Annotated in this window: 18 protein-coding genes and 4 pseudogenes; 19 read left to right on the top strand and 3 right to left on the bottom strand. The window is 58.1% G+C overall.

Annotated elements, in window-relative coordinates:
• The first annotated feature begins 64 nt into the window (after positions 1 to 64).
• The 4 genes and pseudogenes from AB4090_RS13895 to AB4090_RS13880 all read left to right on the top strand — a co-directional run bounded on the left by AB4090_RS13895 (position 65) and on the right by AB4090_RS13880 (position 2185).
• Positions 65 to 793, top strand: a complete 729-nt coding sequence (locus tag AB4090_RS13895; RefSeq protein WP_369574486.1) for a hypothetical protein — start codon at positions 65 to 67, stop codon at positions 791 to 793.
• A gap of 87 nt (positions 794 to 880) precedes the next feature.
• A pseudogene (locus tag AB4090_RS13890) lies at positions 881 to 1293 on the top strand (hypothetical protein); the annotation flags it as partial.
• Positions 1294 to 1499: 206 nt separating this feature from the next.
• Positions 1500 to 1751, top strand: a complete 252-nt coding sequence (locus tag AB4090_RS13885) for an antitoxin (RefSeq protein WP_369574485.1) — start codon at positions 1500 to 1502, stop codon at positions 1749 to 1751.
• Positions 1751 to 2185 (top strand): type II toxin-antitoxin system VapC family toxin, encoded by a 435-nt coding sequence (locus tag AB4090_RS13880; protein ID WP_369574484.1) that lies wholly within the window; start codon positions 1751 to 1753, stop codon positions 2183 to 2185. The genes AB4090_RS13885 and AB4090_RS13880 overlap by 1 nt, the downstream gene beginning before the upstream one ends.
• Before the next feature lie 336 nt (positions 2186 to 2521).
• Here the strand turns inward: AB4090_RS13880 and AB4090_RS13875 are convergent, their stop codons facing one another.
• On the bottom strand, positions 2522 to 2911 hold the full coding sequence (locus tag AB4090_RS13875; RefSeq protein WP_369574483.1) for an ATPase: 390 nt from the start codon (positions 2909 to 2911) through the stop codon (positions 2522 to 2524).
• 423 nt (positions 2912 to 3334) lie between these two features.
• On the opposite strand from AB4090_RS13875, the gene AB4090_RS13870 reads away from it, so the two are divergent.
• From AB4090_RS13870 to AB4090_RS13835, 8 genes are read left to right on the top strand one after another with little or no spacing between them, the layout of a single operon-like run.
• On the top strand, positions 3335 to 4414 hold the full coding sequence (locus tag AB4090_RS13870) for a type IV toxin-antitoxin system AbiEi family antitoxin (protein WP_369574482.1): 1080 nt from the start codon (positions 3335 to 3337) through the stop codon (positions 4412 to 4414).
• Complete coding sequence (locus AB4090_RS13865; protein ID WP_369574481.1) at positions 4414 to 5310, top strand: antitoxin; 897 nt, start codon at positions 4414 to 4416, stop codon at positions 5308 to 5310. Before AB4090_RS13870 ends, AB4090_RS13865 begins: the two co-directional genes overlap by 1 nt.
• A gap of 9 nt (positions 5311 to 5319) precedes the next feature.
• The gene (locus AB4090_RS13860; protein WP_369574480.1) at positions 5320 to 8361 is read left to right on the top strand and encodes a DEAD/DEAH box helicase; all 3042 of its coding nucleotides are present in this window, start codon (positions 5320 to 5322) and stop codon (positions 8359 to 8361) included.
• Complete coding sequence (qatA, locus tag AB4090_RS13855) at positions 8358 to 10301, top strand: Qat anti-phage system ATPase QatA (protein ID WP_369574479.1); 1944 nt, start codon at positions 8358 to 8360, stop codon at positions 10299 to 10301. Before AB4090_RS13860 ends, qatA begins: the two co-directional genes overlap by 4 nt.
• Positions 10301 to 11185 carry a Qat anti-phage system associated protein QatB gene (qatB, locus tag AB4090_RS13850; RefSeq protein WP_369574478.1) on the top strand — a complete coding sequence of 295 codons (885 nt, stop codon included), beginning with the start codon at positions 10301 to 10303 and terminating at the stop codon, positions 11183 to 11185. Before qatA ends, qatB begins: the two co-directional genes overlap by 1 nt.
• Positions 11182 to 12549, top strand: a complete 1368-nt coding sequence (gene qatC, locus AB4090_RS13845) for a Qat anti-phage system QueC-like protein QatC (protein WP_369574477.1) — start codon at positions 11182 to 11184, stop codon at positions 12547 to 12549. The genes qatB and qatC overlap by 4 nt, the downstream gene beginning before the upstream one ends.
• Positions 12550 to 12562: 13 nt before the next feature.
• The gene (qatD, locus tag AB4090_RS13840; RefSeq protein WP_369574476.1) at positions 12563 to 13366 is read left to right on the top strand and encodes a Qat anti-phage system TatD family nuclease QatD; all 804 of its coding nucleotides are present in this window, start codon (positions 12563 to 12565) and stop codon (positions 13364 to 13366) included.
• Positions 13366 to 14580: a toll/interleukin-1 receptor domain-containing protein gene (locus tag AB4090_RS13835; RefSeq protein WP_369574475.1), complete on the top strand. Its 1215-nt coding sequence runs from the start codon at positions 13366 to 13368 to the stop codon at positions 14578 to 14580. Before qatD ends, AB4090_RS13835 begins: the two co-directional genes overlap by 1 nt.
• A 172-nt stretch (positions 14581 to 14752) precedes the next feature.
• On the opposite strand, the pseudogene AB4090_RS13830 reads toward AB4090_RS13835, so the two are convergent.
• Positions 14753 to 15434 (bottom strand): annotated as a pseudogene (locus AB4090_RS13830) (IS110 family transposase); the annotation flags it as partial.
• Positions 15435 to 15561: 127 nt separating this feature from the next.
• On the opposite strand from AB4090_RS13830, the gene istA reads away from it, so the two are divergent.
• Positions 15562 to 17106 carry an IS21 family transposase gene (gene istA / locus AB4090_RS13825; protein ID WP_369574474.1) on the top strand — a complete coding sequence of 515 codons (1545 nt, stop codon included), beginning with the start codon at positions 15562 to 15564 and terminating at the stop codon, positions 17104 to 17106.
• Between the two features lie 11 nt (positions 17107 to 17117).
• Complete coding sequence (istB, locus tag AB4090_RS13820) at positions 17118 to 17939, top strand: IS21-like element helper ATPase IstB (protein WP_369574473.1); 822 nt, start codon at positions 17118 to 17120, stop codon at positions 17937 to 17939.
• Between the two features lie 67 nt (positions 17940 to 18006).
• On the opposite strand, the pseudogene AB4090_RS13815 reads toward istB, so the two are convergent.
• Positions 18007 to 18288, bottom strand: a pseudogene (locus tag AB4090_RS13815) (IS110 family transposase); the annotation flags it as partial.
• A 93-nt stretch (positions 18289 to 18381) separates the two neighbouring features.
• Here AB4090_RS13815 and AB4090_RS13810 point away from each other — a divergent pair.
• The 5 genes and pseudogenes from AB4090_RS13810 to AB4090_RS13790 all read left to right on the top strand — a co-directional run bounded on the left by AB4090_RS13810 (position 18382) and on the right by AB4090_RS13790 (position 21393).
• Positions 18382 to 18828 (top strand): hypothetical protein, encoded by a 447-nt coding sequence (locus AB4090_RS13810; RefSeq protein WP_369574472.1) that lies wholly within the window; start codon positions 18382 to 18384, stop codon positions 18826 to 18828.
• Between the two features lie 132 nt (positions 18829 to 18960).
• Positions 18961 to 19260, top strand: a complete 300-nt coding sequence (locus AB4090_RS13805) for an antitoxin (RefSeq protein ID WP_369574471.1) — start codon at positions 18961 to 18963, stop codon at positions 19258 to 19260.
• Positions 19257 to 19661, top strand: a complete 405-nt coding sequence (locus AB4090_RS13800) for a type II toxin-antitoxin system VapC family toxin (protein ID WP_369574470.1) — start codon at positions 19257 to 19259, stop codon at positions 19659 to 19661. The genes AB4090_RS13805 and AB4090_RS13800 overlap by 4 nt, the downstream gene beginning before the upstream one ends.
• A gap of 19 nt (positions 19662 to 19680) precedes the next feature.
• Positions 19681 to 20038, top strand: a pseudogene (locus tag AB4090_RS13795) (IS5/IS1182 family transposase); the annotation flags it as partial.
• A 170-nt stretch (positions 20039 to 20208) separates the two neighbouring features.
• On the top strand, positions 20209 to 21393 hold the full coding sequence (locus AB4090_RS13790) for a Bro-N domain-containing protein (protein ID WP_369574469.1): 1185 nt from the start codon (positions 20209 to 20211) through the stop codon (positions 21391 to 21393).
• Positions 21394 to 21944 lie beyond the last annotated feature (551 nt).

The raw sequence follows: 21944 nt of genomic DNA, 5'->3' as shown, positions 1-21944 counted from the left end.
CACCACAGACGTTTTCGAAAATAGGCGCTGAAACCCCTATGAATGCTGGGGTGGCATTACGAATTTGACGATTTTTGCCGTTGAACTGTCGAACTCGGGTGCTCCGCTCCTGATCTCCACGGTGTTGGTGCTTTTCGTGCAACGCCAGACCCTCTACCCTGCCAGTACCCCACTACATTCAGGAGCAGGTTCTTCAGCTCCTATCGCCCGATCGCATTCCCTATTCCTATTATTGCTAGTCGCTGCCACCCTCTACGGCTTCAGCTTTTACAATCTCGGTTATCCCATTCTGACGGCCACAGGATCTCACCCCAGCACTCTCGCCTTTGCCGCAGGTGTCGGCATCTACGTCGTGTACCTGGGCATTTCCGCGCTAAGCGGTTATACCCTCGGCGTCCAGCGATTATCCCCGCTGCGCCCGCTCTGGTTACTCGGCTACCTACCTTCGGCATTGGGTTCGGCGTTCATGGCGTTAAGTGTCCTATTGGGGATGCCAGAACTGGCTTATTATGGTGCCGTTGCCATACTCGGGCTGGGCATGGGCGCGGTAGAAACCTTCGAACCCACTTTGGTATCCGCCTTGGTCAAATCCAACACCCTCTCGCGGGGAATGGGATTTCTGTCCGTATCCCGCAGCATCGGCCAACTGATTTCCAATCTGGTGATGGGGTTTTTGTTTACGGTGAATCCGGCCTCTCCCTATCTATATGCCTTCGTCGCCTCCTTACTGGCCACTGTGGTTCTGATGGGTGCCGACCTCCACTATGGCCACAAAATGCTGCAAATCCCTTGACTAACCCGAACCCCGCGATTGGATGCGGGGATAGAATAGATAATAAGGCCTCAATCTGTAAGCATTTCTGGTAGAATAAGCTTGTCGGAGGACCGAGGCCCACGCTGCCCTGCTGGTCTTTATCGACGATGCGACCAGCCGCCTGATGGGCCCTGCGCTTCGTCCCGGCGGAGAGCACCTATGCGTACCTGGAGACCTTGAAGGGGTACTTGAGTACCCATGGTCGCCCGGTGGCTCTGTACTCGGATAAGCACAGCGTCTTCCGGGTCAACCATCCTGATCAGGAGGGAACGCCTACGCAGTTCACCCGTGCCCTGCAAGTCCTGGATATTCAGCCCATCCATGCCCACACGCCCCAAGCCAAGGGCCGGGTCGAGCGTGCCAACCAGACCCTGCAAGACCGCCTGGTCAAGGAATTGCGCCTGCGCGGGATCTCCGACAGCGCTACGGCCAACGCCTTTCTGCCCGAGTTCCTCGCAGACTACAACGCCCGCTTTGCCACCCCTCCCCAGCAGCCCCAGACCACCCTTGGCGACGCTACGCCCAAACCACCCAAGCACCCTCCGCTTCGGGTCCTACCTGATCTGCCCAAAGGGGACATTCCTGCTTGGCGTTGTCAAAATTTCGTTATTCTTCTTGGCCGCCCGAAGCAGCCCTGATATGCTTCATGATATGTATCGACCATGGTGGACAGCAGGGGGATCTGATGCAAACAGCCAAAATCTTTACCACCGGGCGTAGCCAAGCCGTGCGTTTGCCGCTGGAATATCGCTTTGATGCCAAGGAAGTCTATATTCGCCGTGATGCGGTGACGGGTGACGTGATTTTGTCGCGACGACCCGGCTCCTGGGAAGCCTTCTTCGCTTTGGATGCGACGACAGACGTACCGGAAGACTTCATGAGCGAATCCGACCGCTGCCAGGGGGACCAGAACCATGACCCCTTTGGGGACGTTTGATGTTGTATCTGCTGGATACCAACATCGCCAGCCACATCATCAAGGGTGACATTCCGCGAGTGCGGGAACGTCTGGTCGCGGTGCCAATCGAACGGGTGGCGGTATCAGTAATCACACAAGCTGAACTGCTGTATGGGGTTGCCAAGCGCGGACATCCGCATGGCCTCACGGCGCGGGTCCGGGAGTTTCTGGCGCGTGTAACCATATTGCCATGGGGCTCCGGCACAGCGGAAACTTACGGCGAATTACGCGCAGCCTGCGAACGCATCGGCATCACACTGTCGCCAATGGACATGATGATTGCGGCACACGCGAAACACCTGATGGTTGGTCAGACGGTCTTGGTGACACGGGACAAGGCATTTAGCCTAGTGTCCGGTCTGGTTGTGGAAGACTGGACCGCCGTCCACGGGGGGCAAGGTGAGCACACCTGAGTCCTCCCCGCTTCTCGCCATCTGGACTGTAGAAACCCACGCCAGCGGCAAAACAGCTTGGGCTGCTTCTTTGCCCGATCGGTACCCTGCGCTACGCTTTGCGGTGATCGAAAATGCCGACAGCATAAAGGATCGCCAGATAAAAGCACTGCCTCACAAAAATGCGGATGTCTGGGTTTTTATGGGATCGCACCTAAATACCAAAACGTTGCAGAAAATGGTGGAGTGGTGCCGGGGAATCGGTATCACCGATCACGCCGTACAGTATTTCCCAGGTATTCCTCTCGTTGCGCTGATTCCTGAAAACGCGAAATCACCGAAGCTAGCGCGGTGCGATCAGCTCGCAACCGGCACCACCATCGACTGCGACTGGTCGATCACGCCGGGCTCGACGAACACGCACGCATGCTTGTCGTCGATCGGTACGTTGAACATCTGGACGAACACTGTGCGCCGCAGATGGGCCAGCCGCCCCGTTCGGTACGCCTGCTCGGGCTTCATGCGCCCGCCGTGCGGACCGCTGCGTTGCGGATCGCATTCGACCAGCGCGACGAAGCCGTCATCAGACAGCTTCTGATGCTCGGGGCACAGGCCCCAGCCCGTCGTCGTATGATGCTCCATGCCCGCGCGCAGGCGCTTGTCCAGCAGGATGGCGCCGGTATCGAACGCCTTGCCGCAGACTAGGCAAACGTGTTGTTCGAGGGAAACGTGTGATTTGTCGTTCATGACGATCTCCGGTTGCTTGGGCGGAATTGCCCCAAACCGCCGCCAGCACGGCGCAGCGCAAGCAGTCATGGGTCGAAGACGGCCGCCAGGACGCAAGCGCGCAAGGCGCGCGCAGTCCTTGACGGCGAGAACGCCGTGATACGGTGAAGGGAACAGCAAGACCACCCGCACCCCTCCCGCAGAAACGATGGATGGGCAAGCGCAGCGCGCAGGCCCTCAAGGGCCGGAGGCGTCAGGGATCAAAGCCGGATGGCCGCGACTCGGCACGAGGTACGAGGCGCGGGGCGCAGCCCGCGAGCCCGACGGCAGTAGCCGGGATGACCAAGCTACCCCGAAGAGGAATTCGCTGTGCAGCGAATATGGCACTTATGTCGTATATTCGGTATAGTGCGCTTATTCGCTGAACAGGAAATAACGGCCGTCATGACCGAATCGCCCCTCGTGGAACACGCACTGATCGAACAGCTCTTGGATTCACTCCGGGAGTTGCCGGACGTGCATGCCGAGTTGACTCAGTCGGAACCTGCTGTTCAAGCCGCTGGTCGCGTCGACGCGAAGATTGATCTGCACGTCGCCGGTAAATCGATTGTCTTGCTGGTTGAGGCAAAGAAGTCCGTCTATCCACGAGATGTGCGCCAGGTGTTGTGGCAGTTGAAGTCGCTGCAGCATAGTTACTCCGCCGATGTGCAGCACTTGCTGATCGCCGAGTCGCTCTCACCAGGGGCGAAAGAATTGCTCAGAGCCGAGCGCATCGGCTACTTCGATAGCGGCGGAAGCTTGTTCCTGTCGGCCGCCGGTGCTTACGTCTACATCGACAAGCCCGCTCCGAAGACTTTGGAAAAGTCGGTGCGGTCACTCTTCTCCGGGCGGCGTGCCCAGGTTTTGTACGCGCTCCTGGTCAATCACGAGGAATGGTTTGGTGTTACCGAAGTGGCCGAACGGGCGCAGGTGGCTCCATCCACGGCCTCGGATGTGCTGAGTGAACTGGAGCGGTTCGACTGGTTGGTGTCGCGAGGACAGGGGCCGAGCAAGGAGCGGCACCTACGCGAGCCAGATGCGTTGCTCAATGCTTGGGCAAAGCAGCTCGCCACACAACGCGCGCCAGTGCTGCGCCGATATTTCGTGCGCGGATTGAAATCTGATGCACTGATCGAACGGATCGGTCAGATATTCGATGCGCATCAGGTCGCTTACGCGGTGAGCTACGAAGCCGCAGCGCAGCGCTACGCCCCCTTCCTGTCCGGTATCTCACAGGTGCGAGTTCGACTGCTACCCAGCACCAGTGCCGAAACGGCAATGGCTGAGCTGGGTGCACGCGTCGTCAATGAAGGGGCGAACCTCGCGGTCATCGAGACGAAGTCGGCGGGAGAACTGCTGTTTCGACGAAACGTCGGGGGTGTTTGGCTGGCCAGTCCGGTCCAGATCTACCTCGACCTGCTGCGCGGCGAAGGCCGCGCCAAAGAAATGGCCGAGCACTTTCGCAAGGAACGGATCGGCTTCTGATGGCAAAGCCCGCAACGCTAGACGGCTACAGCGACCAGTACACCGTGGACTGCGAACGCGTCCTCGTAACGCTGTTGCGCGGACTCGGACCGTGGAAAGAATCGGTCTACCTGATCGGGGGACTCACGCCGCGATATCTCGTTGCCGCGCGGCCTCCGGTAGTGCCGGCGCACGCAGGCACTCTGGACGTGGACATCGTGATCGACCTGCAAATCCTGACAGATACCGAGGCGTATCACACACTCGAAGATAACCTCAAGAAGATGGGGTTCGAGCGAGCTGAAAACAGCGCTGGTACGGAGCTTTCCTGGCGTTGGCAGACCCGAACTGAACATGGCGCGCTGATGGTGCTGGAACTGCTAGCGGATGCACCGGACATCGCTGGTGGCAAGGTACAGCCATTGCCGACCGAAGGCACGATCTCCGCAATGAATATTCCGTATTCGTCCATCGTTTTTGACCTCCACCAAGTCACCGAGATCCAAGCTGAACTCCTCGGTGGCAACGGAATCGCGACGGAACAGGTCAAGCATGCCAACCTAGTCAGCTTTACCTGCCTGAAGTCGTTCGCGTTCGATCAGCGCTTCGAACGCAAGGATGCGCATGATCTGATCTATTGCATTGAACACGCATCCGAAGGACTGGATGCCGTGGCTGCGGCTTTCCACAAGGAGTGCAGCGGCAAGCACGGCGCCATCGTCGATGCCTCTCTGGCGATCCTGCGCAGCCGCTTCGCAAGCGACGAGAAAGCCGAGAGCTATCGCAAGGACGGTCCGGTGTCGGTCGCCAAGTTTGAGCTGGGCGAAGGCGACGAGCCAGAGCAACGTGAGGCGAGGACGTTACGGCAGCGGCAGGCCTGTGACGTGATCGAACAACTCCTTGCCCGGATCGGATGAGGAGCACGTATGGCGATCAAGGCGATATTCGTAGGCATCAACAAGCATCTCGATACCTCCATACCCGAGCTGGGCGGAGCGCGACGCGATGCTACGGCCCTGTGGGCACTGTTCACCGATACGATCGAAGGCTTGAGTGGCCGCCTGCTCGTGGACCAGGCTGCAACCCACGCGGAAGTGTCAGGTGCCATGCTCGGCACCTTGGCCGCCGCAAGTTCAGATGACGTGGTGGTTATCACGTTCGCGGGACACGGATCTCCGGATGGCAACTTGGTCTTGTTCGACACGAAGGCGGGCGACCTGGCAGGGACAGCCTTATCGATGGCTGGCTTGGCGGACGCCTTCAAGGCGACCAAGGCCCGCGCTGTCCTATGCATCCTCGATTGCTGTTTCAGCGGCCAGGCGCCGGCGCGGGTGCTAGAGACAGTGGCACGCCCGCGCAACGCATTCGCACTTACAGGCATCTATGGCGAAGGCCGCATCCTTCTGGCCGCTTGTGCGACGAATGAATCCGCGTGGGAACAGCCAGGCACCGGGCATGGCTTGCTCACCCACGCCGTGATTGAGGCTTTGACCTGCACGGCAGGCGACTCAGTCAGTTTTCCTGAGATTGCTGGGGAGATCATCCGACTGGCGCGTGTGGAGGCTGAGCGAATCAGCGTCACGCAAACGCCCATATTCTTGGGCAGTGTGCAGGGTGGTCTGACGTTCCCGGCGCTCAAGCGCGGCGACAACTACGCTGCGGCTTTTCCTGCAAGAGTTGTCCATCAAATGTCGGGATCGTTTGCGGAGTTTTCCGCCCACGGCTTCCCGCCCGAGATTGTCGAGAGGTGGGCCACCGACTTTCCACAGGGCCTAAATGCGCTGCAACTCAAGGCGGTCAACGAGTTCGGCGTGCTCAACGGAAATTCTTTGTTGGTTGTTGCGCCGACAAGTTCCGGCAAGACGATGGTCGGCGAAGTGGCGGCGATTCAGGCGGTCACGTCCGGCAAGAAGGCGGCATTCCTGTTGCCCTACCGAGCGCTCGTCAACGAGAAGTTCGAGGAGTTCACTGAGCGCTACTCGGCCGCAGGACTGCGCGTGGTCCGCTGCAGTGGGGATGCCACCGACGGCATCGGGCCCGTTTTAGCTGGGCGCTATGACCTGGGTTTCTTTACCTATGAGACCTTCCTCAACCTAGCGCTGGGCTCGCCTCGTCTAATGAGTCAGCTCGGCCTGGTTGTGCTGGACGAAGGGCAGTTCATCACGGACCCGCAGCGCGGCATCACGGTCGAGCTGATTTTTTCCCTGCTCTTGCGGGCCCGACAGCATGGCATCGAGCCGCAGCTCGTGATCTTGTCCGCAGTCATTGGCAATCTGAATAGCTTCGATCGCTGGCTCGGTGTTCCGCTGCTGTTGTCGCGCGAGCGGCCCGTGCCGTTGATCGAAGGCGTTCTTGACCGGCGAGGAACATTCCAATACGTCGATACCGACGGGGCTACGAAGACCGAGGCTTTACTGCCTTCGCATCGCATCGTGCAGCGTCGCGACAAACCCAGTTCGCAGGACGTGATCGTGCCTCTGGCGCAGCAACTTGTGGGTCAGGGCGAGAAGCTACTGGTGTTCCGCAACATGCGTGGTCCGGCCCAGGGGTGCGCGAAGTACCTCGCCAAGGAACTTGGCCTGCCGCGGGCCAGCACTGTCCTGGATGCACTCCCTACCCAAGACCTGACCGGCGCATCGCGGGACTTGCGAGAATGCCTGGCCGGCGGCACCGCATTCCATAACACTAATTTGCTGAGGGCTGAGCGCGAGGCGGTCGAGAGAGGATATCGCAGCGCCACGGGTGGCATCCATGCTCTGGTCGCCACCACGACCTTGGCCGCCGGCATCAACACGCCGGCCTCGACGGTGGTGCTCGCCGAAAACGAATTCGTCGGCGAGGACGGCCGGCAGTTCACGGTGGCCGAGTACAAAAACATGGCAGGTCGCGCTGGGCGACTCGGCTTTAATGAGGCCGGCAAGGCAATCATCCTGGCGGACACGCCCATGGAACGTGCGCAGCTTTTCCAGCGCTATGTGCTGGGTATCCCTGAAGACGTAAGGTCTTCCTTCCAGCAACGTGACCTGCCGACATGGACGCTGCGTCTGCTCAGTCAGGTGCGCGGCGTCCGTGCTGACGAAATCCCGGGCCTGCTGGTCAACACTTTCGGAGGGTACTCGGCATCTCGCGCGAATCCGCAATGGGTTGCGATGGTGGAGCGGGACGTGACTGCTCTGGTTGATCGCCTATTGCAGGCGGGGCTTGCCGAGCGCGAAGGCGACCTCATTCACCTAACGCTCCTTGGGCGCGCGTGCGGTGCTTCGTCCCTGTCGTTCGAGTCGAGCTTGCGTCTGGTCGAATTGATGGGGCGTCTGAACGTCGCGCAGACACCGCCCGGCCACATCCTCGCGATGGTCCAGGTGTTGGATGAACTGGATGCCATCTATACGCCGGTCATGAAGAAGGGGCAATCCGAAAGCGTGCGCGCTGGAGAGGCGGCACAGCGCTTCGGGCACCAGATGCCTCAAATGCTGCAGCGGTACTGTCGTGACCAGATCGAGTTTTGGGCACGATGCAAGCGTGCCGCGCTACTGCATGATTGGATTGAGGGGACGCCCGTCGATGTGCTGGAGAAGCGTTACTCAACGACGCCCTTTGGCGGTGCCATCGGCTACGGCAACATCATCGGCATTGCCGACGCGACTCGTTTTCATCTGCGTTCCGCGCATCAGATTCTGGCAACGCTGTTCCCCGATCAACCTGATTTTCTTCAAGGTCTGGACGAAATTCTTCAGCGGCTCGAATTCGGTTTGCCCGCCGACGCACTGCCACTCACCAAGGTTTCAGTGCGACTGACGCGAGGCCAATACCTGGCGCTGCTGTCTGCTGGCGTGCGCAACACTAACGACCTGAACAACTTGGACGACGATCGGTTGCGCCAGTGTGTGGGATTGGGTGCAGCCGCATTGTTGCGGCCCAAGGACGCCATAGCCGGCGCGACGCTGTATGCACAGGGAGAAAACCAATGATCTTAGCCGACAACGAAACCAAGGTTGATCTGCTGAATAACGAGGCCATTGCCACCACGATCATAGGGCTGCTTCGCGCGAAGCCCGACCAGCCGGTAACGATCGGAGTACACGGCGATTGGGGAGCGGGCAAGTCCAGCGTGCTCGAAATGATCGAGGCGGGTTTCGCCAACACGGACGATGTCCTGTGCCTGAAGTTCAACGGCTGGCGATTCCAGGGATTCGAGGACGCGAAGATCGCCCTAATCGAAGGAATAGTGACAGGTTTGGTCGAAAAGCGCCCAGCCCTGACCAAAGCTGCGGCCGCCGTCAAGGATGTGTTCAGCCGGATCGACTGGCTGAAGGTAGCAAAGAGGGCTGGCGGTTTGGCGATGACTGCCTTCACTGGCATACCAACACCTGACCAAATTGGAGCCATCGTCGGCTCGCTCGAAGCGTTGGTGGCGGACCCGGCCAAGATTGCAACGAAGGAAAACCTCACGGCAGCCGTGGACGAGGTGAAGGCTGTGCTGAAACCGGGCGAGTCCAAAAACGTGCCGGAGGAAGTGGAGGCGTTCCGCAAGGCGTTTGACCGACTTCTAAAGGACGCCGGTATCAAGCAACTTGTCGTACTGATTGATGACCTCGACCGTTGCTTGCCTGACACCGCCATCGAAACCCTCGAAGCCATTCGGTTGTTCGTTTTTACTGCGCGTACCGCATTTGTCGTCGCGGCCGACGAGGCGATGATCGAGTACGCGTTGCGCAAGCATTTCCCCGATCTGCCTGACAGTACCGGGCCGCGGGATTATGCGCGCAATTACCTCGAAAAACTCATCCAGGTTCCGTTCCGCATTCCGGCACTGGGCGAGACCGAGACACGGATTTATGTCACGTTGCTGCTGGCGGGCGCCGAAATCGGTGAGGACGACGGGGACTACGCGAAGCTGATCAGCGTGGCGCGGGAGAAGCTGAAACGTCCTTGGACCAGCGGTGGTTTGGATTCTGCGACCATCAAGACAGCGCTAGGCAAGCAGGCCGAGAAGGCGAATAACGCGCTCGCACTCAGCGATCAAATCGGCCCCATTCTGGCAAGCGGCGCGAAAGGCAACCCCCGTCAGATCAAACGTTTCCTCAATACGTTGCTGCTGCGCGAGCGCACTGCGACAGCGCGCGGATTCGGTGACGACATCAAGTTGCCCATACTCGCGAAGCTCATGCTCGCGGAACGCTTCATACCACGGCTGTTCGAGCAGATCGCGTTTGTCGCAGCGGTCCATCCGCACGGATTTTGTGAAGACCTCGATGCCCTAGAAAAGCACTTGGCGACGGCTGACGGTAAGGAGCCTCAAGCTGGTGAGCGGAAGGAGCAGAAGTCCGTCGAACCAGCATCCATGCCTAACAACGCCGTGTTGGCTGAGTGGAGGTCCTCTGAGACGATATGCGACTGGGCGTGCTTGTCTCCGAAGCTATCGGGTATCGATTTGCGCCCCTACTTGTTCGTTACCAAGGATAAGAAGGACTACTTCGGCCCGGTATCGGTGCTGGGGCACTTGGCTGGTGTGGTGGAAAAGCTGTTCGGCGGCAAGATGACTGTTCAAAGCTACGAGGCCGAGTTGAAGCAGCTCGTGCAACCCGAAGCGGAGAAGGTGTTCGAGGCCGTGCGTACAAAGATCATGAGTACCGGCGCTTTCGACACCAAGCCGCCGGGTATCGATGGCCTGGTGGTTCTCGTGAAGGCGCAGTCTAGCTTGCAGACCCGGTTGATGGATTTCCTGGAGGCGCTGCCAAGTGGCAAATGTGGCCCTTGGGCCGTCAGCGGCTGGCAGGGCGTTATCAAAGATGCTGAATGCGCCGCCCGCCTGACGAAGCTACTGGGCGATTGGAGCAAAGCTACCAACAACCCCGGCCTGAAGGCCAGCGCCGAAGCGGCGCTTAAGGACGTGAAGGGAGTTCGCTGATGGGAACCTCGACGGCTTACGGTGGCCCTGGCGGCGGAACCCCGCTCGTCCCGTCATGGCTGGGCGGCGGTGATGGCGATAACGCTCCTCCCAACCCTGCCGGTGCGGGCGCAGGCCCCGATGGCCAGCCTCCCGCAGATGGCGCTGCGCCCCCTGCACCACCAAACCAGCCACCCATTCCGAAAACGGCGGACCCGCAACGCTTCTCGGGCGCGCGCAACAGCTTCACCCGATTCGCCGGTTCTGGCGGCAGCGATCGGGCCAGTCTGGGGCGCGCCGTATCAAAGTACGTTTCAACATCTGCCGGCGGCGCACGCCAGGCTGCCCAACGTATGGGCGCCTCTCGTGGGGCCGGCGCACGACTTCTTGGCTTCTTGGCTGATGCGCAGGCGCGTGGTGTGCGCGAGGCGCTGCGTGCGCTGGACTTGGAGTCGTTGGCAGGTCGTCCGATCACCGAGATATTCGTGGGCTTGGCCGACTACATCTGTCCGGGTGCAGGCACCGTGGATGAAGGAATTGCCCGCGAGGCATACATCGAGACCATCGTTGAACTGGCAAGTGAAGGGCTAACCGATCTAACCACGTTTACGCCGGATCAGATGCAAACGGTTTTCGAGTTGTACGCCACTCACGCGATAGAAGCACGCATATGCAATGACATCGGCACCAAGGCCGTGACCATGCCAACAGACGCGCAAGCTGCGCATCGCGTCGAACAGCAGTTGCGCGATTTCATCCGTGGCGGAGTGAGCGACGCGCTGACACGGGCCCGGGCGGAGACTCCCAATCTCTCGCCCGAGCGAATTCAGCTCTTCGTAGACGCCGTGTACGAGTCCGCCTTCGCGATCTTGCAAACCCTTGGTGATGCGGAGGCCAACCAATGAAGCGACACCTCTTAGCAGGCCGCTTCGGGCCTGACGACAGTCTCGATGTTGCAGTTGGTACCGATGAACAGAGGACGTACCTACAACTCTTCGCCGGCGAAAAGTCCTTGGATCATGGTATCGGTGGAGCGCTGACGAGCCTGAAGAAGATCGGCGTGTTTCCCTCTGAGATCGGCGTCGATCTGCTAGTGTTGGCTGCTCATGTCCACGCAGCGGATACCCGCATCTCCCGTGCCGAGCAGTCTCAGGATTCTTGGACGCGAGAGATTCGCCTAGTCGTTCCGGTCAGCGATCCTGCTCGCTGGGCCGCAGCAGGACCAACGCTGAAGAAAGCGCTGGACTTTTTGACCGGTGATCGCTGGGTGATTGGGTTCAGGGCTCGTCCGATTCGATTCGCGACGATCATCGAGGCGGCGTCTCCGAGCTTGATCGCTCCACCTTTTGATTCCCTCAGCCTGTTTTCAGGGGGACTGGACAGTTTGATTGGCGCCATTGACCTACTGGAGGGTGGCGCCACACCCTTGTTAGTCAGCCATTTTGGCGAAGGCGCGACCAGCGACGCGCAGGGCAAGTTGTTCGCGGGTTTAAAGAAGCACTTCAACAAATCGTCCTTCGAGCGCCTGCGGGTCGGAATGACCTTTGTGGATGGACTTGTAGAAGATGTCGGTTCAGAGAACAGCACGCGCGGTAGGTCGTTCCTATTCTTCGCGCTCGGGGTATTCGCCGGTACAGGGTTGGGACGCCATTTCATTCTGCGTGTGCCTGAGAACGGGCTCATTGCTCTGAATGTGCCCTTGGACCCACTACGGCTCGGATCGAACAGCACCCGCACCACGCATCCTTACTACATGGCTAGGTGGAACGACCTGCTGGGCATACTCGGCATAGACGGCGAGATTCGAAACCCGTACTGGGACAAGACGAAGGGCGAAATGGCCGCAAACTGTCGGAATCCCACACTGTTGAAGAATTTGGCAACCGATTCATTGTCGTGTTCATCCCCGACTAAAGGTCGGTGGCAAGGACTTGGCATAGAACACTGCGGCTATTGCCTTCCGTGCCTGATCCGTCGTGCTGCCCTGACTACGGCATGGGGTGTCGGAGGTGACGCGACGACATACACCGTGGAAGACCTACACGCACAGCCGTTGGACACGCGCGAATCGACAGGAAAGCAGATCAGATCATTTCAGTACGCGATTGAGCGCCTGCGAGCAAGACCGCAGCTTGCGAGTCTACTGATTCATAAGCCGGGCTCCCTCGCGGACGAGTCGGCTCATCTCATTGAGCTGGCAGATGTCTATCGGCGAGGCCTTGGTGAAGTCGAGCGTCTGATCAATGGTGTCGAAGCGAGACCGAGTTGACGAGGATGCGATCATGATTCCTTCGGCCGGTCTTGTGGACTTCCATTGCCACGTCGATCTCTACCCAGACCACGCTCTTGCGGTCAGGGAGACAGATGCGGCTGGCGTATTCACCCTCGCGGTGACAACAACACCGTTAGCGTGGCCACGCAATCACGAACTCGCGCAGCGCACGAAGCATGTCCGAGCTGCGCTTGGGCTGCATCCGCAATTGGTCGCGGAGCGTGCAGGCGAACTTGAACTATGGGATCGCTACCTGTCGGAGGCGCGTTACGTTGGTGAAGTCGGCCTTGATGCGGGTCCGCGCTTCTATAAATCCCTGGACCTGCAGAAGCAAGTCTTTCAACACGTTCTTCAGCGTTGTGCTGACGCGGGGGGGAAGGTTGTCACCGTTCACAGCGTTCGAGCTGCCAAGACTGTGCTTGACCATATTGAATCGTTTTTTCCTCCATCTAAGGGGAAGGCCGTACTTCACTGGTTCACCGGCAGCAAGGCGGAAGCGCAGCGCGCTCTCGAATTGGGGTGTTATTTTTCGATAAACGCCGCCATGTTGGAAAATACGCGGCATGCATCTATGGTCGCGCTGATTCCGCTCGATAGGCTGTTGACTGAGACCGATGGCCCCTTCACAAAGACTGGCGATCGCCCGTCTAAACCTGCCGATGTTGCCATAGTGGTCGAAGCGCTCAGCCGGCTACACGGAATGCCTACGTCAACGGTTGCCGCAACAATACGGGCGAATCTGCGCGCCCTACTCGAACCGAATGATGGGGTGAGGAGAAGCCCTCCTCCCTCGTCTGGGTCAGGCAACTCTTAATGGAGGCTTCTGAAGTGCCAAAAAAATTTCATGTTGCCTTGTCCTTTGCCGGCGAAGATCGTGAATATGTCGATGCCGTGGCCAAGGCATTGCAAGCCGAAGGTGTCGATGTCTTCTACGACAAGTTCGAGGAAGTCGATTTGTGGGGCAAGGATTTATATACGCATCTGAGTGATGTCTACCAGAATCGAGCCATCTTCACTGTCATGTTCGTCTCCGACGCATATCGCAAGAAGTTGTGGACGAACCACGAGCGCAAGAGTGCTCAAGCTCGCGCATTCACCGAAAGCCGCGAATACATCTTGCCCGCCTTTTTTGATGAGACTGTGGAAGTGCCTGGTCTCTTGAAAACAACTGGGCACATTACTCTTGTAGGTCGTTCACCCGCGGCCTTGGCCGAACTCATCTCCAAGAAACTACGGAAGGCCGGTGTACGCCTGAAGCAAGCCTTTTCGTACTCTGACGAAGCCAAGGCAGATGTGGACTTTCCGCTAAAGAACGGAAACAAAATCGCGGGTTTCATTAAGGCAATGAAGACCTACAACTGGTACCAGCAGAACCCGGCTATCGTGGCCGTACTTGAACTCGATTGGGTTAAGGTCAGCGCCAACGAGGCCTTCGTGTTGGGCCGAAATCTATATCAGTGCGCTTGTGGAAATGAGAATCGGGCGGTTGCGCTCTTGGACAAGCTGCGTCAGGAATTGGCTTCCATTCCACTCGAGCGGGCGCTCGACCTATTGAACGGGATGTTCTTTGAGGTCTACTTCAATTCCGCTGGTGAATTTCGCTCCGGCAAGATCAAGGGGAGGTGTTTAGAGAAGTTGCTGGCCATCCAAACGGTGAAGAAGTACGAGCCTGCAATTCTATTCATACAGCGAACGCTTGAACCATATCGTGACGAGCTTCCGTTTGTACCTTCCACCGCACCGCAGGAAGTGGTCGTGGAGATGAGCGTTAAGCGAAGTGCTCCACCCATCGTGAAAGCGCTGACGATTGGGGGACGCAGTCTGCTTAGTAAAAACGATAGCCCAGAAGGGCGGGTGTGGCGGTTGTCATTCCGTGGCTTCACAGTTAAGGAACTGAAAGCGCAACTCGCAGATGAATGGAGTATTCCACTCGACCTGCTAAAAATTGAGTCGGACCGAGAGTTGGACCCGAAACTTGAACTTGAGCTGCCGGACGGAGTGAGCATTCGATGGCCAGCACACACATGATGTGTGCCATTCAGGAAGCCCGTCTCAAGAAGCTTCTGGGCCTGATTAAGTACCGCTATAAGGACGTGAAAAGTTTTCACTAATCGGTGATGCGCAATCGTAAGCCCGAGCAATTCGCCACACCGAAGTCTGGCGACATCCGTTTGTAGCCAGGACCGGCCATAACCGTGGACGCATAGTTCGGGTCATACTGCCGATTCCTGGCCAGCAAGGCCCAAATCGTTCGGGCCATCTTGTTGGCTTGTGCCACGACGACCACATTGTGCGGTCGCCGACTGCGTAACGCGTCGATCCAGGGGTTCCGATTTTTGCTCTGCCGGTTGACCACGGCTCGTGCCCCATGGGTCAACAGGGACCGCAGATAGACGTCACCCCGCTTGCTGATGCCCAAATAGCCGCACTTTCCCTCCGGTGCTACTCTGTCGCGGGACCAAGCCTAAGAAGGAAGCCAACTCCCGCCCGGATCGGAAGGATCGCATGTCGCCTACCGTGGCCAATATCGCCGTGGCTGTGAGCAAGCCTACGCTAGGGATCGCCATCAAGCGCGTCACGGCCTCCTGGTCCTTTTTCCATAGGGTCAGGCGCTTCTCAATATCGGCAATATCCTGGTCGAACTCTTCCAGCCGCTGGAGCTGACGGCGGAAGGTCTCCAGCGCCATAGCAGAGATTCTCCCCTCCAGTGCCGCAAGCGCGCCGGGGATTTCCTTCACCCCTTTCTCGCGCCTCTGGGGAAGATCTACCCCAAATTCATACAGCAATCCGCGAATCGCGTTCACCTGCATCGTCCGGATCTTGACCAACTGCTCGCGCATGCGATGCAGCGCCAGAACCGATTGTTGCTCTTCACTTTTGACCGTGTCAGCGGCCACCCATATGGCGCCATTTCCGGGTCACCGTAAAGGCGCCACCCTTTCGGCCTGAATCTGGGCTCTCGAACTTCGATTGGACTCATACCCTTCTCTACTTTTCGAGGAGGTCACCATGAGCAACAGGAGATTCGAGATGTTTACCCTTCGTCAGATCTTGGTGCGGATGCGCCAGGGAGATAGTGACCGGGACATTGCCCGGTCGGGCCTCATGGGCCGGAAGAAGTTAGGGGCACTGCGTCGAGATGCGACGGCGCAAGGCTGGCTGGATTCCCAGCAACCCCTGCCAGTGGATGCGGTGCTGGCCTCGGTCCTACAACGACGTGTACCCGCAACCACTCAGGCGTCCTCCGTGGCCGCCTTCAAGACGCAGATTACGCAATGGGCTGCAGAAGGCATTCAGGGTACGACCATCCACGCCGCACTGGTCCGTCATCATGGATTCACCGGCAGCTACTCTGCCGTCAAGCGGGCCATTCGTCACTGGGCGCCACCTTCCCCTCCCAAGGCCACCATGCGCCTGGTATTTGCTCCGGGTGAGGCCGCCCAGGTCGATTTCGGGGCTGGCCCCGAACTGGCCGATCCGACGACCGGCGAACTACGCAAGACCTGGTTTTTTGTCATGACCCTCTGCTGGTCACGGCATCAGTATGCCGAGATCGTCTGGGACCAGAAGGTTCTCACCTGGCTGGCGTGCCATCGCCACGCCTTCCAGCACTTCGGGGGCATCGTGCAACGGGTCATCATCGACAACGCCAAGTGCGCTATTACCAAGGCCTGCATCAATGATCCCGCGGTGCAGCGTGCCTATGCCGAGTGTGCGGAAGGCTATGGCTTTCGTATCGACCCTTGCCCGCCCCATGACCCTGCCAAGAAGGGGATAGTGGAGTCGGGGGTCAAGTTCATCAAGCGGTCCTTTCTGCCCCTACGGACCTTCCATGACCGCCATGATGCCAACCGACAGCTGCACGAGTGGATTGTACTGGTCGGGAACCGGGTGCATGGCACGACCCAGGTGCGGCCCCTCCATCAGTTTGCAGCCGTAGAGAAAGCCCTGCTACAGACCTTGCCGGATACGCCAGTCCAACTCTCGGAGTGGAGCCAGCCCAAGGTGCATCGAGATGCCCATGTCCAGTACGCCAAGGGCTATTACTCCGTCCCCTACCACCTAATTGGACAACGCCTCTGGTTACGCGCCACAGACACCACCATCCGGGTCTATCACGAGCATGCTCTGATAGCTACCCATCCCCGACTCACCCAGCCAGGGACGTTCTCCACCGTGACGGACCATCTGCCACCAGAAGGACAAGCCTGGCAGAGCCACGACCTGCAATGGTGCCTACGGATGGCCCAGGCCATTGGTCCTCACTGCCATGGCGTCGTCCATCAACTGTTTGTCGATCGCGTCCTGGTCAATCTCCGAGCTGCCCAGAACCTCCTTCGGCTACGCGAGAAGTACACCCCAGAACGCCTGGAGGTCGCTTGCGCACGCGCATTGCGCTATGGCACGCCGCGCTATGGGGCCATCGCTCAGATTCTGAAGAGAGGACTCGATCAAGAACCGCTCTCCAACGATCCGATACAGAGGGAAACCAGCAGCGTATACACCCGCCGCGACGGACGATTCCTGCGAGACCCCAGCAAACTCTTTCATTGAGGAACCTACCCATGCAACCCCAAGAACTGCGTCATACCCTGAGTACCCTGCGTCTATCCGGCATTCTGGACTCTCTGGAAGCCCGTAACCGTCAGGCCATAGACGGTCAGCTGGCTTACACCGAGTTTTTAGCCCTCCTCCTGCAAGATGAGGTGGCCCGCCGAGATCAGCGGAAGTTCGATACACGGATACGGCAAGCGCATTTTCAGAGTCACAAGACGCTGGAAGACTTCGCCTTTGATCGCTTACCCGGTGTCAATCGTGCCCTCGTCCACGATCTCGCGACCGGGCATTATCTCCAAGAGCGGGCACCGGTGCTGATTGTTGGCCCCTGCGGAACCGGCAAGAGCCATCTGGCCCAGGCGTTGGGCCATTGCGCCATTCGCCAAGGCGTGGATGTCCTGTTTATTACCCAGAATGCCCTGCTGGGCTCGCTGCATGCCGCCAGAGCCACCGGCAGCTATGCACGACGCTTCCGACAATTGGCTACGGTCAGCTTACTCATCATCGACGATTTCGGTCTCAAGCCTCTGCACCGTCCCCATGATGAAGACTTTCACGATCTCATCGCAGAGCGCTATGAGCGCGTGACCACCCTGCTCACCAGCAATCTGGACCTAAGCGAGTGGGGAGAGGTTTTCCCGGCGAATCGGATGCTGGGGGTAGCCACCATCGACCGTTTACGCCATGGCGCCTACCGACTGATCTTGGAGGGAGAGAGCTATCGGGAACCCAGACCGCTCCCGGGAATGCCGCAAAATAGCCCCAAAATCGCGGGTTGTGAGAGAGGCCAAAATCGCCCATCCTTAGACCCGTTCGAGAGCCCTTTTTAGCCCGTTTGTCGTGGCGCCATTAGGCCGACCCCGGGTGGCTCCATTGGGCCGGCCCATGACAGACCGTGACAAAGCGCATATCGGGCCGCTGCACCGCTTCCCAGATACCCGCTGCGTCTGCCGCATCCGTCTTGTTGGTCTTGACGAAGGGACGCACGAACTGTGCGGCAATCAAATGCACCTCATGCCCGAGCTTGCCCAACTCCCGCGCCCAGTAGTGGGCACTGCCACAGGCCTCCATGGCGATCATGCCTGGCTGCCGATTGGCGAAGAACTCCGACAGCCTCTGGCGCTTGATCTGTTTGCGGTGAATCTCGCCCGTCTCCCAGTCCACCCAATGCAACTGCATCACCCGCTTTGCCAAATCCAGCCCCTAAATAGTAGTCTGCATACCGAGTCCTCCTAGACCATTTCGTGGATGAATTTCCACCTTGGCACTTTGATGCCGCTCGGTTCAAGCGAGGACTCCCTGCTTCTGGATCTCCCCACTGCCCGTCCTGTAGGGGGAGGCATCCATTACATCTTGTCGGCAACCATGCGGCACAGCACTCGCCTACACTCCCAGCTTCGCGGTCGTTTCGGCGGATACAGTTCGCCGCGTTGCCTGCTGGGTACTACTCGCCCTCGCTTCGCTCTCCTGGCTCGCAGCGTCGGGACCTATTCGGTCCCAACGTCACTAGACAAGAGCAGCAAAACCATCACCATCGCGTGGAAGGCTATTCCCTGCCCTCTGGCAGCGTTTGAGGCTCGCGCCAAACAAGGGTCTTCTGAACCATTTCTGGCAGGCTATCGACCATCTTTACCCACCGCACAGAAGCAGATACCCGCCGATAATTACCTGCGGCCACTTCGTCAAGGAAATATCCCCGATGAGCGGCGATTGTTCTAGGTTGTGCTTACATGGGCCAGGCACGAGGTTCATCTTTTGTATGTCGTGCATCCGTTTTCTTTCGATACCCTTGACAACGATCATTCGCAAACTACCCGCTTGGTTGATGCGACGCAGCCTGACATATACAATATGGCATATACACAAGAGGGCTATGCCATGTCTACCCTATCGACGCCACCCAGACCCAAAGAAGCCAAGCTGTTTCGCAACAACCGCAGCCAGGCGGTGCGGATTCCCGTGGAGTTCGAATTTCCAGGGGATCGTGTGATGATCTATCGCGAAGGCGACAAGCTCATCATCGAGCCAGTGACCAGGCCAACGAACGTCGTCGAACTGCTTGCCGAATGGAGGAAAGAACCACCGCTAGGGCCGGAAGATCAGTTCCCCGCCATTGATGACACACCAGCCCAGCCGGAGAACCTATTTTGAGTGGTTATCTGTTGGACACGAACATCATCAGCCATGTAATCTGGAGACCCGATGGACCCGCCGCACACCGCATTGAGCAGATCGGGCCGAAAGAGATTTTTACCAGTATTATCGTCGCGGCTGAGCTGCGCTATGGCTGCGCAAAGAAGGGCTCGGCCAAGCTGCTCACCAGAATAGAGGGCATCCTGGAAACGATCCCGGTGCTGCCTCTGGATATCCCGGCCGACGCCGAATATGGCGGTATCCGCGCTGATCTGGAAGCGGCGGGTCAGCCCATCGGCATGAACGATCTGCTGATCGCCGCGCATGCTTGTGCCCTCGGCTTCACCCTAGTGACAGACAATACGCGCGAATTCCGCCGCATCCGTGGCCTCAACGTGGAAAACTGGCTGGAAAGATAGCGGCACCGGGGCATGTCCGGGCAACCCCTACGATGGCCACACCCTCCACGAGCAACTCGACCAGACCACGATCCTGATGCAGGACCAGGGGATCCAGCCGGACCGGGTCTTTGTCGACCTGGGCTATCGAGGCGTCGATGCCGACAATCCCGAGGTACGCATCATCCATCGGGGCAAAGCCCGAAGGATCACCCCCCAAGGAGAAACGCGCGCTACGCCGCCGACAAGCCATTGAACCCCTCGTCGGCCACCTCAAAGCCGATCACCGGATGGACCGCTGTCCCCTCAAAGAATCCCTGGGCGATTGCCTGCACACTGTCCTCTGCGCCGCGGGCTACATCATCCGCTGGCTGCTGCGGATAATCACCCAGAAGGGCATTCCCTTTTTGTCCACCATTTTTTGCGCCTTACACTGGCTGTTGGAATGGACCCTCAGGCCCATGGCCGTGGCTGTCACCGCGTCGGTGTTCGTCGATGACGCGCTACCCCGAACTGGCCGCTCCTATAGCCTCGCGTAGGCGTAAAATGAATATTTTAGGGGCGACTAATGAATACCAGCAACATCATTCCGTTCGCATTTAACAAAAAAGCCGTTCGCGTCATCACCGATGAGCATGGGGAACCCTGGTGGGTCGCTACCGACGTGTGCAAGGTTCTTGGACTTGAACAGGTTAGCCGAGCATTATCACGACTGGATGCCGACGAAAAAATGACCATGCGTATTTTGCGGAGTCATGTCGAACAAGGGCTTAGCAACAACGCACCCGGCACAGCCATCAATCTTGTCAACGAACCCGGACTCTTGCGACTCATCATGACCAGTACCAAGAAAGAAGCCAAAACATTTCAATACTGGGTGTTCCATGTCGTCCTGCCTTCTATCCGACGGACGGGTAACTACAACCTCTCAGGCTCCAGCGAACCAAAGCCCAAGACCTCTACCTCCGGTGCATGCCATCCCTCCGCTGTAGACTTCCCCATCACCGCGCAACTGATCCAGAACTTCAACGCCACCATAGACCTGCAACAATCCATATACGATTGCACCAGACCCCTCGCTATCCGCTACGCTATCAAGGCTTTCAAGGCACAAACTCAGTTTGATATGAGCCTATGGCTCGGCGGTGAACCTGACCCACGACCTATCCCCAGCACCCTCTTCGACGTATCCCTCGGCTGCATTCCTACAGCACCACAGAATACCGCCGCCAGCGACTATACTGACACACCAGCCGCACCGAAAGCAGAGACTACCCCCGATGTCAGCGAACCACAGCAACAACCGCAGACTTCGAAAGGACTCCCGCGAATCTCAGCATCTGTGAAGCAATATCTGAATACAGCTATGCAGACCCGAGCACGTAAGCCTTATGGCTCCAAGAATCTGGCTGTTGCCCGCTCTGCCGCCCGTATCGCCGCAACCCTGGTCATTGCGAATTACTACCTTCATGTTCGTGATCACCATGTACCCGATTCTGGTAGATCCAAGGAAATTACCGCTGATCACTTTGCCGTTAGCTATGGCACCGTTAAACGTGCCGTCGCTTTCCATCGCGCCTTGACTCGCATCAGGTCCATCAATCCTGATGCCTCACAAACTATTCTTGATGGTTTTGTGCTAGATGCTTCTACTCGCCTATCTGTGTTCACCAAACCTCTCGATGATACCGCCTTGTCATGGCTTGCTACGAACATTGCCTCTCACCAAGTTCACCTTCTCCGCCCCCTCTGATCTTACTGTTTAGACCTTTTGCCCACCAAATACATACATATAAGATTTATAGACAAACACAGTTTTTGTCTATAATTAAGCTATACTCACACAGCCTTTGTCTATAAATATAACTATAGACAAAGGCTGTTTTCCTGTTTCTTTCGCAGTAACCACAGGATTCCGCAATAGAATACAGAAAAGTCGTCAGATAGAGATAGGTTTTAGTGGTTTCGCGTACCCAAGGTGAAAGCGATCTTCACCAGAGATTGGGGGCTATCCATGAGAGGGTGAAAGCCTCTCACGGTCTTTCCCCTCCGAAAAGCCGTTACAACGGCTCACGATTTCTAATTGGCCAATGGTAACTGTCACAAGCGACGTTACAGCCGTTCAAACGTCTTTGTAGTATTTCTACAACAAGTCTTTGCGGCTATTGTGGATTCGTTCACATCGCTCAAGCCGCTAACCAAGTGTAAGCAATGGTATGGACGCCTCCACCCTATAGAGCAGGATGTGCCATAGTGGGGGTCCACCCTCACCATACGAGCAAAGGAGTTTCCCAATGGAGATCT

Source organism: Acidithiobacillus sp. IBUN Pt1247-S3 (assembly GCF_041146875.1).
Classification (GTDB): Bacteria; Pseudomonadota; Gammaproteobacteria; order Acidithiobacillales; family Acidithiobacillaceae; genus Igneacidithiobacillus.
Note: the sequence above shows the minus strand (reverse complement) of the source record. Positions and strands in the feature narration are given on the sequence as shown.